The organism is Streptomyces sp. NPDC004838 (assembly GCF_053600955.1).
Window position 1 is genome coordinate 114,856 of sequence record NZ_JBSGAW010000017.1, and the last position, 13,675, is coordinate 128,530.

Consider the following 13,675-nt stretch of genomic DNA (forward strand, 5'->3'; position numbering starts at 1 on the left):
GATCCCGACGCATGGGGAAGTGAACTGCGCGCCCACGGGACGTTCGGCCGCAGGTCTGCCGAGCCGGGGTCCAGGCCTCTCCCCGTTCTCGCACAGCCCTGCGCCGTCAGCGCCCCCCGCGTTACGGTCTGCCTGAGATCATCATGGGAGCGGGGGGACATGGCTGGCATGAATTACGAGAACGGCCCAAGTGGTACATGGGCGCGCGAGCTGTGGGACTACGCGCAGACCGTGCTCAAGGAGTGGCAGTCCACTCAGGTATGGCAACCCGCCCAGCAGTTGCGCGCGGCTTCGCATGGCAACGCGCGCGACTATGCCGGCCGCTTCCTCCTGGAACTGCTCCAGAACGGCCACGACGCCCACCGCGGAGGCCGCAACGGCGGAAGCGTGCACGTCCTGCTCGACGAGGACGAAGGGACGCACGGCACGCTCTACGTGGCCAACGGCGGCACGCACTTCACCTGGGCGAGCATCCAGGCCGTCTGCAAGCTCGCCCGGAGCGAGAAGACCGTCGGTGAGGGCATCGGGAACAAGGGAGTCGGCTTCAGGAGCATCCTGGAAATCACGGACGCTCCGGAGGTCTACAGCGCCGGCTCGGCCGGAGAATGTCCGGCCGAGCTGGACGGGTACTGCTTCCGGTTCGCGGTACGGGACGACCTACGGGTGCTACTCGGCAACGAGGGCCTCGTACGCAGGGCAGAAGAGGAACTTCCCCCCTTCCAGGTTCCCTTCCCTCTCTCAACCGTGCCCCCGACTTGCAAGGAGATGGCCGCCGACGGTCATGTGACGGTCATCAGGATCCCTCTGCGCAATGAGACATCCCGTCGCGCAGCCGTCCGCCGCCTCGACGAGCTCGGCGCCGCGAAGGCTCCAGTGATGCTGTTCCTGGACCGGCTCGACCGACTAGTCATCGAACGGCGGGGTGGCGAAAGCCCTCGGCGTACGGAACTCACCCGACGGGAAACCCCATTGGGGCTCGCCGAGGACCAGCCCCAGAGACACGACGCGCTTGCCGGTGCGGCGCGGACTGTCCCGGCTGTCTCCCTTGCCCGCGTCGAACTCGGCTCCCTGGGCGCATACCTCGTGGCCAGGGGCCGTATCCCCGTGGCGCGCCTGCGCGACACGATCGAGGCGGCGACCGAGCTCGGACAGCTGGACGACTCGTGGGGTGACTGGAAAGAACCGGCTGTCGTCGAGGTGGCATTGCCCCTCGACGGCATCGAGTCGCTGCGTGGTGGCCGGATCTACACCTTCCTCCCCTTGGGCGAGGATGCTGCCGCGCCCCTGCGCGGGCACCTCAACGCCCCGTTTTTCACGAAGGTGGACCGTACAGCCCTCGACCGGGAACACCCGCTGAACAGCATGCTGTTCGCGGCGGCGGCCGAGACCTCCCTGGCGGCAGCCGCCGCGCTGCGGAAGCGAGCCCGGCCCTCCGACCGTAGGCTGGCGGTCGATCTTGTGACTTGGGAGCACGAGCCGCGCTCCCACACCCTGCTGCGCGAGGCAGCGCACCGAGTGCACGGGGCTGAGTTCGCGGACGTTCCCGTCGTACCACTCCTGAACCGGGAGGCCCCGCACGGTTCCTGGGGCATACCCCGCGATTCTGTGCTCTGGCCCGAGCTCGGGCTGTCGGTGCTCACGGCCGAGGCGGCCGAGGCGGTGGGCATCGCCGTGGCCGACCCGGCCGTCGGGGCCAAGACCCTGAAGCGTCTCGCGAGGTTGTGCGAGGCGCTCAGGTGTCCCTTGGAGCCCTCGGCACAGCAGCGGGCGGACCACGCCGAGCGGATTGTGGGGACCCTGCCGCTGCCCGCTCCGGATGCTCCCGTCGACGACTGGAACGGCGTTTATGCCGATCTCGCTCTGCTGTTCAAGGACGAGGGCGGAGTACTGCAGGGCAGGAAGCTATTGCTGGCGGACGACGGGAAGCTCCGGCGTGCCAACGGCGGCCCTGCCACGGATACGACGGACAGCTCGCGGCGCATGGCGGCCAGGCGGGAGGCCTTTTTCCAGCCAGCTCGCGGCGAGGCAGCGGACGACGAGGGCTTGGCCGTGCCCCACGCTCTGAAGAAGCGCATGTTCTATCTGCACCCGGGGCTGAACTGGGTGGAGGAGGAAGGCCACGTTCGACGTCAGGAAGCCCGGCTGTTCCTGGAACGCTTCAGGCTCGTCCGGCGTTTCGACGCCGCCGGCCTACTCGACCACGTCCGCCGCGCCCTCACCGAGAGCAACTCGGTGCGGCTGCGTGAGCAGGCCCTCCGCTTCGTGTTCCGTCTCTACCGGTCGAGGCAGTCCACACAGTCTCTGCAACTGCGTCCGCTGGGACTGTACGTTCCCTCTGCCGAGGGCCCCGCCATCAAAGCAGCCAGCGCCGCTTTCGGGGCCGGATGGACCGGGACCCACGGTGACGAGCTCGCCTCCATCGTGACCGAGGGGCGGGAGTCCTCGGCCGATCTCCGCTTCATGGCAGAGCGGCTCGTGGCACCACCCGAGAACTTCCTCAGACGGGACGAAACCCGGGAGGAGTGGCGGGAGTTCCTCAGCGATCTCGGTGTCACCGAAGGACTGCTCCCCGTAGTGTCATCTGGTGCGGAGGCGGAAGCCGAGGGTGGCGCGCTCACCACGAGCAACCTGATCAGCATGGCGAAGGTGTCCGACGAGGTCGCCGATCAGTGGCGGCCGTTCATCGAGCGCGCACGGAGCCGTGTCGCCCATCCTTACACGCCGTACGTCGGAACCCCCGCGTACCGGCTGCCAGGCCAGGACGTCGCCGGGCGGCTGAGCGAACCGGGCCGGATCGCCTATGCACGACTGGTCCTACACGGTCTGGCCCGGTGGAACAACACGCACCTCACCAGCGTCTGGAATCGGGACCGGACGGGCAACCAGGATCTGCAACCCGTCCCGACCCCCCTTTCCGCCTTCGTCCGCGGCCAGCGCTGGCTCCCGGTGCGAGGCCGTGGCGGCACCCTCCGCTTCGTCCGGCCGGATGAAGCGTGGCACGCCCCCGCGCCCCTTGAGCAGGAGCCGGCCTTCGCCCCGACGGTCCTGCGGCAACTCCGCCCCCTGCTGGACGATGATCGGGCCCTACGGCGGCTGCGCGATGCCGAGTTGCCGACTTGGGACGATCCTAGGGACAGCGCCCGGCTCATCGCCGCCCTGGGCGAGCTGGTGAAGTCGGATGCTGTGGACGATGGGGACCGTCCCGCCCTTCAGCGGGCGAACGAGCGCGCCTGGCAGAACCTGGCCACGCACGCGGCCTCGATCGAGCCGCTCATCGGCTCGGCCCTGCTAGCCGAGCGGGGCGGGCAGCTCATCGCGGTCGACTTCGCCGCGCTCCTCGACGGCTCAGTACGGCTGTACGTCACCGGGGACCGAGACAATCTGAAGGCGCGCCTGGCCAGGGAGCTCAAGCTTCCGCTGCTCGTGGTGCCGGGGGCGGCGGCTAAAGTCGCCCGAATCCTCCGTCACCGCTGCCCGGACGCGATACGGCACGCCGACGACGCTGACCTGTCGGTCGAAATCGTCAGAACCTCCGGCACCACCGTCGTCGGAACCTCCGGCACTACTCGAGGGCTCGGAACGCCGCTCGTCGACGAGCTGCCGTGGCTTCCACTCGCGGTGGGCGTCCTGGCCGACCATCCGCCACGGGGCGGCCGCCCGGCCGACGCCGAGCTCACCGATTTCGTCGCCGCCGTCCGCCGCATCCGCATCCAGCGCTACGTCTCGCTGAAGATCACCCTCGACGGAGCTGCCGTGGAACTCCCGGAACGGCAGGACGGCATGCTACCTCTGCCCGACCCCTCTCACCCACTGATCCTCACCCCGGACCTACCCCTTTCCTGGGACTTCGTGGCCCGGATCGGCTACGCAGTCAGCCAGGTCCTGGACCGTCCGGAATACACCGTCCCGCTCAAGCTCGCCGCCCGCGAACTGGAGCGCGGGCACGCACCCCTCGAAGAACCGACCGAGCGGCAGCTCGCGGCGGTGCTCGATCTCTCCATCCACCAGGTCAGGGAGACCGCTCACCGCCTCGACGGGTCACTCGCGGGCGTACTGAAACGCTGCCACCCCTTCCTTGTACACGCCCTCGGCGCCGACCAGGCCAGGGAGCTAGCGGACCCGGCGCCAGCCGACGCAAGGGAGTTCCTCGCCCGCCTCGAACCGTACACGGGCGCACTTCCCCTGCCCGCCGCGCAGCTCATCGGCGCCGCTCGCGATGCGCGAGACATCGACGACCTCCGGGCCCTGGCAGAAGTCGACTTCGCGGACCTGAACCGCACTCTGGCAGGGCTTGCACCCCTGTACCGCCCGATCAGCCACGCCGAAGTCCACAACGAGGCCGTACGCCGACACGTGGACTTCGGTCGCGGCGTCCTCATCGACCGACTGCGCTGGGCCCGTCGGGAAGAGTTCGATGCCCGTAGGCCCATCGCCGACTGGCCCGCCACCCGCTCCCTGAAATGGATCACTGCTCCGGAAGAGTGGGCGCTCACCGTCGACACCGCCGACGACGGCCTACTGCGGGCCCTTGTCGAACAGGCACTCACCGCCCGGCTGGGGGCACCCGCGCCGACCAAGGGCGAACGGCTTGCTGCCATGGACAGGTTGCGCAGCCACAACCACGCGGTCATCACCAAGACGACGCCCGACCTGATCGCCCTGGTCAAGGCCGCGAAACGACCGCTGCCCGCAGCGCTGGCGAAGGCGGCTGCCGCCGAGGAGGTCACCGCCCTGCTGGACGAGGCGGGCGCGCTCGACTTCCGCGAGCTCTCGGCCGACGATATCGTCGGCTGGCTCGCCGCCCTGGGGCAATGGCCGGCCGGCATGGCCGCCTCCTCGGAGCCCCAGGCACACGGGCTCACTCCCGCCGAGCTGGACCGAGTACGGAACGCCACAGAGCAGGCTCGCACCGAACGGGCCAAGCGCAAGCGGATCATCTCCATCGGTGAACGGGACTTCGACATCGAGTCCGGCGACTTCACCGAGCTGGCCTCAGAGCTGCGCAGCGCTCTGGAATCCGACCCGCTCCCCAGCGGCAGTACTCGAAGGCGCTGGGCCTCGCTGCAGCCGATCCCGCCTCGGGGGACGGCTGGCTCGTCGGGTGGACCGCCGGGCGTGCGCGTCGACGGGGAGCGCGGGCTGTCGTCAGCCCAGCGCTCGGCGATCGGCTTCGTGGGCGAGTGGTACGCATACCAGTGGCTCTGCGAGCAGGACCGGGCGACCGACGAGACCAGCTGGGTCTCCGGCAACCGGGTACACATCTTCCCCGGGCCCGCCGGAGACGACAGCCTCGGCTACGACTTCAAGGTCGGCTCCGGCAGAAGTCCGCGGTTGTACGAGGTCAAGGCCACCCAAGGGCCGGGCGGGCAGATCGAACTCGGCGAAACCGAGGTACGGGCGGCGCAGAAGTACGGCGGCAGTGACCGCTGGCGGATCCTGATAGTGACCTCGGTACTGGACGTGGAGCACCGGCAGGTGCGTATGCTGCCGAATCCGTTCAGCGAGCGCGGCCGGGGGCTCTACCGCGAGGAGGGCGGCGCGCTGCGCTTTGCATACCGGCTGTGAGATGCAGTCGGCCCGTCTCGCCCTGCCCGAACAGGCCCCCCACGCCGACGCCGTCCGCCCGTCGCGTCCGCGGTACTGGGCCCTCGCCCACACCCTCAGTGTGCCAGTGCTCGTGCTCCCGAGCTGAACCCCGGACCCACCACGACATCCGTACCGCCCTGGCCGACGGCTCGGTCCGATTCGGCACGGTGGAATCTGCCCGCGTGAATCCCGTTACGTACGCAGGCGGTTCACTGCTCGGTGGCCCTGGCCGCCGTTCCACGGGCTGGCCATCCGGATGCCGGTGGGTAGCGCCGGGGCCGGGAGCGGGTGGGCGGTCCGGTCCGGGAGCCGGGATCGATTGTCAGTGGTGGGTGAGACGGTACGGAGCGTCGACTCGTCACGAGGGGAGCTGTCCGTGTCCGGAAGCCAGAACTACATCAACCACGTCGCTCTTGTGCTGGATGCCAGTTCGTCGATGTCGCACCTGAGCCGCAAGGTCGTCGAAGTCGCCGACCAGCAGATCTCGTATCTCGCGCGCCGGTCGAGGGAACTGGACCAGGAGACCCGTGTCACGGTGTACGTCTTCGCCGACAAGGTGGAGTGCGTCATCTACGACAAGGACGTGCTGCGGATGCCGTCGCTGAAGCAGCTGTACCGGGCCGGTGGTATGACGGCCCTGCTGGCGGCGGCGCTGAAGTCGCAGCGAGAGCTGGCGCAGACGGCTCAGCTGTACGGCGACCACAGCTTTCTGACGTTCGTGCTCACCGACGGGCAGGAGAACGCGAGTCATCGCTGCCCTGACACCCCCAGCAGGGATCCGCAGGAGCTGGTCCAGGCGGTGACGGGGATGATCGAGGCGCAGAACGACAACTGGACACTGGCCGTCCTGGTGCCGGACCAAGTGGGCAAGCGCGAGGCGATGCGGTGCGGTTTCCCGAAGGACAACATAGCCGTCTGGGACGCGACGACCACACAGGGGCTGGAGGAGGCCGGGCAGGTCATCCGGCAGGCCACCGAGAAATTCATGGTGGGCCGCACCAAGGGCATCCGAGGATCGCGGGCGGTGTTCTCCACGGGTACGGAGGCGGTCAACATGGACACCATCCAGGCGGCCGGCCTCACCCCGGTGGACCCGTCGGCGTTCGTACTGATCCCGGTGGACCGTGACACGGCGATCCGGAACTGGGTCGTCGAATCCGGGCACGCCTACCGTACCGGTGGCGCTTTCTACCAGCTGAGCAAGACGGAGAAGATCCAGGCGCGGAAGCAGATCGCGGTACTGGAGAAGAAGACGGACCGGGTGTACACGGGACCCGAGGCCCGAGCCCTGCTCGGCCTGCCGGATGTGGAGGCCCGCATCAAGCCGGACCACAACGACGACTTCACCATCTTCGTGCAGAGCACCAGCGTGAACCGCAAACTCGTGCCGAACACGCGACTGCTCCTGATGCACTGACACACCAACGGAGCCCCGCCTCCATGACAGCGGGGCGGGCGCCGGCACACCGCGCCGTCGGCTCGAGCAGGCCACCTGCCTACCTCCTGCGGGACCGGACACCGCGCCTCCGTCGCGGGCGCCTCCATGAACAGGGCGACGTCGAAGGTGCCGCCGGGACGGGGCAGTCAGACCACGTCGGCGCCCTGGAGCCGACCCAGTAGGCCAGTCCGGCCGCGGGGCGCCGACGGTGGCGATCGACCCGCGAACCGCCGTACAGAGCTCGATCAGCCGAGGAAGCTCAGCCGCACCTGACGGTTGACATTATCGATATTGGTATCCGCCAACCTCCGTAAAGACAACCCCAGCCTATCCGGATTGCCACGCACACAGTCTGGTGAGCTGCCCCGAGTTTCGTAGAGTTCGGTGATCTCGTTTCAGGCGGACTGCGGGGTTTGCTCCTGGCTCCGCCAGAAGGCTTCCTCGTACTCGGCGGGTGGTACGTAGTCGAGCGAGGAGTGGAGGCGTTCTTCGTTGTACCACGTGATCCACTGGAAGATCGCCAGTTCGACCTGGTCGACGTTTTTCCAGGGGCCCTGTATCTCGATCAGCTCGGCCTTGAAGGTGCCGTTCAGGGCCTCGACCATCGCGTTGTCATGGCTGTCCGCGACCGAGCCGACGGACGCGGAGGCACCGATGCCGGCGAACCGGTCGGTATACCGAATTGACACGTATTGCGACCCGCGGTCGCTGTGATGGACGAGGCCGGAGTCCTGCTTGACCCTCCGTCCCCACAGCGCCGTCTCCAGGGCTTCCAGCGGGAGTTCGGTCCGCATGTGGTGCGCGACCTGCCAGCCGACGATCATCCGCGAGTACACGTCCAGGACGAACGCCACGTATGCCCACCCGGACCAGGTGCGCACATAGGTCATATCCGCCACCCACAGCTGATCCGGCCGGGAGGCGGTGAAACACGGTCGACCAGGTCCGGCGCCTGGCCCGTCACCCAGCCCCGGTACGTGCGCCGGTACGGTGACGGACTCCTGCGCGCCCTCGGCGACCGGGCCGAACGGATCGTGCCGCTGGCCGAGTTCCGGGCCCACGACGTCCCGATCGTGCTCTCCTCCGACGCGCCGGTCTGCCCGCCGATGCCGCTGGAGGCGGTCCACGCGGCCGTGACCCGGCGCACTCTGTCGGGCCGGATCCTGGGCGACAACGCGATCACGGTCGCCGAAGCGCTGCGCGGCCACACCCTGGGCGCCGCGGCCTCGATCCGCCGGGACCACGAAGTCGGCTCCCTCGAACCGGGCAAACTCGCGGACCTGGTGGTGCTGTCGGCCGACCCGACGCGGGTGGAGGTCGACGACATCCCGAACCTGCGTGTCCTCGCCACCTGGATCGGCGGCCGTCCCGTCCACCACGCCACGCCCGAGCCCGCCGGAGCGGGACAGCCCGCGCACTCCTCCTGAGCCCGCCCCTGCCCGCCGTGGGCCGTGGGCCGTGGCTAAATCCGGCGAGCGGCCGGACCCGTGGGACGGGCGAATGTCGGCGTGTCAGGCCCCCTGGCGCCTGACAACCCGCTGCCCTTCGGCCGGTCAGCGCAGGATGCCCGCCGCCCGCGCGTCACGCAGCCAGGAGGGAAACTCCGACATCAGGGCCGTGTAGAGCGCGTCGTCGGTGTGGCCGCGCGGGTCGGTGCCCGCCGGGAAGAACCCCGCGTTGTCGATCGGTCGGCGGGCCGGCACGGCGAGCGTGTCCAGTCGGCGCAGGAAGTCGAACTGGTGGCCCTCGGGGGCACCGAAGCCCACGAACTGCCAGAAGACCGGAAGGCGCGCCGAGGTGCACAGCACGTGCTCGGCCGCGGCGCGCGAGGTCGGGCCGCCGTCGGTCTGGAAGATCACGAAGCCCGGATCGGTGGCCCCGCAGGCGGTGTAGTGGTCGAGGACCGCCTGCATGGCCACGTGGTAGTTGGTACGGCCCATCGGTCCTGCTCCCCGGTGCAGTTCGGTGATCCGGGAGCCGTGGTCGCTGAGGGAGAGGTCGGCGCGGGCGTCCACGTCCGTGGAGAAGAGGATCACCGGCACCACCCCGTCGTCGTCGAGGTTGGCGGAGAGCCCGAGCGCCTGCTCCGCCAGATGCTGCATGGTGCCGTCCTTGTAGAAGCGGCTCATGCTCCGGGACCGGTCGAGTACGAGATACACGGCGGCGCGCCGCCCCGCCAGCCCGGACTTCTCCAGCGACGTACGCGCCGCCTTGTACAGGCTGACCAGTCCCGGTGCGGTGGCCTGCACCTTCTCCAGGCTGATGGCGGAGCGGGCGGGGTCCGAGCGGTCCGGCTTGACGTAGTTGATGGCCATGAGGCTCCCCCTGTGTGCGGTCGTGCCTTTACGTCCCACGGTGTCCGGGAAGGGTACGCGCCGCACGCGGCCCGGGGGGCGCGAACCCCGCGATCGCTGAAGCGGGCGACCCCGGTGGGCGGCTCCGGCGGGCGGCAACTCGCCGGAGGAAAACGTCACGGGCCGGTTCCCCGACGGGGCGCGGGGAGGCGGAAACGTGAAACGCGCCCAGAGCCGGACCTTGGGCCGGTCGACCTCCGGGACGCCGAGCAACTCGCACAGGGCTGATGACGACCTGAGTCCCTGCCGGCGCAGTTGCCAGGTGAGGGGCTGCGAGCCCTCCAGGGCTGATGACGACCAGGGTCTGGCCGCTGCTCGACCTCCCGACCGAGGGGTTGCGAGCCCTCCAGGGCTGATGACGACGCGAAACCCGCCGGGTCGCCACCCGCACCGTCCGGTTGCGAGCCCTCCAGGGCTGATGACGACACGGCCGAACACCCGCACGACGCACCCCAACCGCCCCGTTGCGAGCCCTCCAGGGCTGATGACGACCGGCCAGTCCGCGAGGTGGTATCGCCAGAGCAGGGGTTGCGAGCCCTCCAGGGCTGATGACGACCGGCGCCCCCGTCCCCGACCCGGCGGCCTCGGCGGAGTTGCGAGCCCTCCAGGGCTGATGACGACCCTGAACCCCCGCCGCCTGATCCGGTTCCACCAACCGTTGCGAGCCCTCCAGGGCTGATGACGACGCCGGCGACGCGCGCGGTGGTGGCTGCCTGATGGCGTTGCGAGCCCTCCAGGGCTGATGACGACGTCGGCCGCGTCCCCGTCGGCGTCCTTCTCGTCGGGTTGCGAGCCCTCCAGGGCTGATGACGACAGCTTTCGAGCATGTATTCCGCGCCGGTCGTCGGCTGTTGCGAGCCCTCCAGGGCTGATGACGACCCCGCACTATCCACGTCGAGCTGCACGGCGGCCCCCTGTTGCGAGCCCTCCAGGGCTGATGACGACCCGCCACCCGGCGGCTGATAGAGGACAAGACGCGGTTGCGAGCCCTCCAGGGCTGATGACGACGCCCAGACGTCGCCCTGTCGCCGCTGCTGGTGGCGCGGGTTGCGAGCCCTCCAGGGCTGATGACGACGGCAGGGGACGGTGAGCGCGGGGTGGCGGGGGCCGCGTTGCGAGCCCTCCAGGGCTGATGACGACCATCGTCTCTCTGTACGGCGACGGCATCAGCCGCAAGTTGCGAGCCCTCCAGGGCTGATGACGACGGCCATCCATTCTCCAGCACGCTGGATTCGGTCGGGTTGCGAGCCCTCCAGGGCTGATGACGACTACCGGGCGCCGCCGCGTACCACCTGTACCGCAAGTTGCGAGCCCTCCAGGGCTGATGACGACCACGGCAGATCGCGGCGGACGCCTTCGCCATGGCGTGTTGCGAGCCCTCCAGGGCTGATGACGACATTGTCTCGGAAGATGTAGAGAAGCTGCCGGATGTAGTTGCGAGCCCTCCAGGGCTGATGACGACGGTACGGGTCCGCAGGAAAAGCGGTCTGCTGCTGCAGTTGCGAGCCCTCCAGGGCTGATGACGACGCCGGACGACTGGGATGAGGCCCCCACAGATACGCGTTGCGAGCCCTCCAGGGCTGATGACGACCCGAGGGTAAAGCCGCAGGTCGGCTGCCCCCTTCTGGCCCGTCTTCCCGCGATTTTTGCAGTGATCCGGCGGTAGTGCATCTGCGCAGGTCAAAGGATGTCTCCGGGACCGGTCGAGTCGACTCCCAGCCTAGTCAACTCGACTATGCCGAGGGATCGCGCGGGAGGTAAGAGTTCTGGGTCGGCTTGTCCATGGTTCATGGCATCGATAGGTCCGGTTGGCCGTTGATGGTGAGTACGACATGGCGGTGGGCGTATGCGTCGCAGACCTGGAGGAGCCACCGTACCTCGGCACCGAGCTTGTTCCGCTTCAGCGGACACCATCGGTGTGGTGGTCAGGCCGCGAGGGCGGCCTCGTAGTCGGCGGGGGGGGCGATGACCGAGACTGCTGTGGAGCCGCTGCAAGTTGTACCGGCTTTCGATCCACTCGAACATCGTGCTGCGGGCGGCGGCCAGGCACCGGGCCGTCGAGTCGGGTCGACCGTTCAACTGGTCGACGGTGTCGCGTCACTGACGCTTCCATGAGACCAGGTGTGGGCCGATGCCTCGGTGCCTTCCGAGAGGTCGGTGGCCCCTGGCCGGAGCGCGGCTTCTGCCCGAACTCCTCGACGGTGAACGATGACCGGACCCGGCGGTCGATGAGCCCATCGGCGTAGACGGCGAGTCCGGTGAGGAAGAACGTTCCACCATGGCGAATGAAGACGTGACGCCGGGTTCCGGATATGCGGACGCCGTCCGCCTCGCGGCAAGCGATCCGATTGCCGATCACCCCGTCCATGTGCCGTGGCTGGCCTCACAGCCCCTGTCTCCTCGACGAGGACTCATCTCGTCGCGAGAGACCGAAGGCCCGCTTCCGCAGCGTCGAGGTCAGGCCCAGGGGGCGGGGGCGGTGGTGGGACGGGGCAGTTTGGGGATTCAGAGGCCGTGGGGAGGTATCGGGTCGTATTGTCTCGGCCCAGGAGGGGTGGGCTTGTTGTCGGCGTTGCTGCGCGAGTGCGCCTGGCGGAGGTCGGTGGCAGCGCTATGGCTGCCGGCGGGATGGGCGGGGTGCGGTGCGGGTACAGCTGGTGTCGTTCGAGGCGTGGAACATCACCCGTTTCATGTTCGTGACGGGTAAGCGGCGTGAGATCGCCGGTGCATCGGAATTGATCACGTATGTGGACAGAGTTTGGGTCCGTGCCGCCTTGAGAGATTTATGCGAGGGGTTCACCGAAGAGTGGCGGATCGAGACGTGTCCGGTTGAGTTGCTGTCCACGGGGGCGGGGACGGCGAGGGTGCTGGTGCGTGAGGGGGAGGAGGATCTGGCACGGCGGTTGGTGGGTGCGGTGACGTTGGCGGCATTGCGGCAGGCACCGGGGCTGGACGTGTACGGGGTGGTGGGTGAGCCGTTCGAGTGGGACGCCGAGGGGGCGCTGCACGCGGCCTGTGCGGGGGCGGTCGGGGCGTTGGACCGGGTGCGAATGGGCCGCGTGTCGGTGGAGGCGCGATTCCTACGGTTGCCGCTGGTGGATGAGTGTGCGTCGACGGGGCTACCGGCTGCGGTGCTGGCGAAGCAGCCGGACGGCGGGTCCGAGCCGCGGTCGGCGGAGAGCCAGGCCAAGTGGGTGGCGTACGGGCGGATGGGGCAGGGGGAGGGCCTGAACCGGCTGGCGGCGCTGGCGGGAACGGATCCGCGGCAGTTGGGCCAGGTGGTGCAGTGGCTCGGTGAGCGGGCCGACTGGGTGGGGCTGGTATATGCCGACGGGAACGGTCTGGGGCGGGTGTTCGGTGATTTCGCCGCGTGCGTGCCGGGGCGCGGGAACCGGCTGTACGCGGACACGCTGAGGGAGTTCACACGGGGCCTTCAGGGGTGCGCGGAGAGGGCGTTCACCGAGGCGGTCGCGGAGGTGACGGCGCTTGTCGGCGACCAGGGCGGCGGGGCGGCGGTCCCGCGTGTGCTGCCGTTGATCCTGGGCGGTGACGATGTGGTGGCGCTGTGCGATGGGGAGTGGGCGCTGCCGTTCACGCGGGCGTATCTGGCGGCGTACGAGCGGATGACGGGCGAGGACCAGACGGTGGCGGCCGCGTTGCGGCTGCGGGGCGGCTCGGGGCGGGTTGCGGCGTCAGCCGGTGTGGCGGTGGTGAAGTCCCATTTTCCGTTCGTCGCCGCGGCGGGTCTGGCGTATGAGCTGATGGTGGAGGCGAAGCAGGTCAAGCAGCGGGTGCCCGAGGTGGCGTGTTCGGGGCTGGCTTTTCATGTGCTGTACGACAGTTCCGGGGCGGATCTGGAGCGGATCCGTGCCGGGAGTGTGGTGAACGGGGCCACGTTGGTGGCGCAGCCGTATGTGGTCAGCGAGGACGTGCCCGAGGACAACGGGTGGGCGCGGGGGCGGAGGTGGGCGGATCTGGCGGCGCGGGTGGAGGCGCTGAAGGCCCGCGGCGAGGACGGGGAGCCTCTGCTGCCGGCTTCACAGCTGCACGATCTGCGAGAGGGCTTGTTCTCGGGCCCGGAGGTCGCTGACGCGCGGCTGACGAAGCTGATGCGACGTTTCTCGGACCGGGGGTTGCGGGAGCTGACGAGCGGGGAGCGCAGCCTGTTCTGGCGGGAACCGGGCCCGGATCCCGGTGCGGCGCCTGATGCGGGGCGGAGAGTGACGGGGCTGCTGGACGCCATGGCCGCGAAGCCGTTTCTGTTCCCCGGCGGTGAGCGCTGATGGATCTGACGGTT

At 69.2% G+C, this 13,675-nt stretch carries 7 protein-coding genes and 1 CRISPR repeat array; of the genes, 4 read left to right on the forward strand and 3 right to left on the reverse strand.

Going from position 1 to position 13,675, the window contains the following annotated elements:
- Positions 1 to 159 precede the first annotated feature (159 nt).
- Together ACWEFL_RS20450 and ACWEFL_RS20455 are read left to right on the forward strand one after the other, a co-directional pair.
- Complete coding sequence (locus ACWEFL_RS20450) at positions 160 to 5,565, forward strand: sacsin N-terminal ATP-binding-like domain-containing protein (protein ID WP_451714424.1); 5,406 nt, start codon at positions 160 to 162, stop codon at positions 5,563 to 5,565.
- Positions 5,566 to 5,962: 397 nt separating this feature from the next.
- Positions 5,963 to 7,003, forward strand: a complete 1,041-nt coding sequence (locus tag ACWEFL_RS20455) for a vWA domain-containing protein (RefSeq protein ID WP_451714426.1) — start codon at positions 5,963 to 5,965, stop codon at positions 7,001 to 7,003.
- 416 nt (positions 7,004 to 7,419) lie between these two features.
- Here ACWEFL_RS20455 and ACWEFL_RS20460 read toward each other — a convergent pair whose 3' ends face one another.
- A complete protein-coding gene (locus ACWEFL_RS20460; protein WP_451714430.1) occupies positions 7,420 to 8,085 on the reverse strand; it encodes an IS3 family transposase in 666 nt (221 codons plus the stop codon).
- On the opposite strand from ACWEFL_RS20460, the gene ACWEFL_RS20465 reads away from it, so the two are divergent.
- Positions 8,002 to 8,451 (forward strand): amidohydrolase family protein, encoded by a 450-nt coding sequence (locus ACWEFL_RS20465; RefSeq protein WP_451714432.1) that lies wholly within the window; start codon positions 8,002 to 8,004, stop codon positions 8,449 to 8,451. The two genes, ACWEFL_RS20460 and ACWEFL_RS20465, sit on opposite strands and share 84 nt — an antisense overlap.
- A gap of 126 nt (positions 8,452 to 8,577) precedes the next feature.
- On the opposite strand, the gene ACWEFL_RS20470 is transcribed toward ACWEFL_RS20465, so the two are convergent.
- Together ACWEFL_RS20470 and ACWEFL_RS20475 are read right to left on the reverse strand one after the other, a co-directional pair.
- Entirely contained in the window at positions 8,578 to 9,339 is a 762-nt protein-coding gene (locus tag ACWEFL_RS20470; protein WP_451714434.1) for a VWA domain-containing protein, read from the reverse strand.
- Positions 9,340 to 9,647: 308 nt separating this feature from the next.
- A CRISPR array of direct repeats spans positions 9,648 to 10,969; the repeat unit is 29 nt; unit sequence GTTGCGAGCCCTCCAGGGCTGATGACGAC.
- A gap of 309 nt (positions 10,970 to 11,278) precedes the next feature.
- Complete coding sequence (locus tag ACWEFL_RS20475; protein ID WP_451714436.1) at positions 11,279 to 11,746, reverse strand: DUF7638 domain-containing protein; 468 nt, start codon at positions 11,744 to 11,746, stop codon at positions 11,279 to 11,281.
- Between the two features lie 274 nt (positions 11,747 to 12,020).
- On the opposite strand from ACWEFL_RS20475, the gene ACWEFL_RS20480 reads away from it, so the two are divergent.
- Positions 12,021 to 13,661 (forward strand): Cas10/Cmr2 second palm domain-containing protein, encoded by a 1,641-nt coding sequence (locus ACWEFL_RS20480; RefSeq protein WP_451714439.1) that lies wholly within the window; start codon positions 12,021 to 12,023, stop codon positions 13,659 to 13,661.
- Positions 13,662 to 13,675 lie beyond the last annotated feature (14 nt).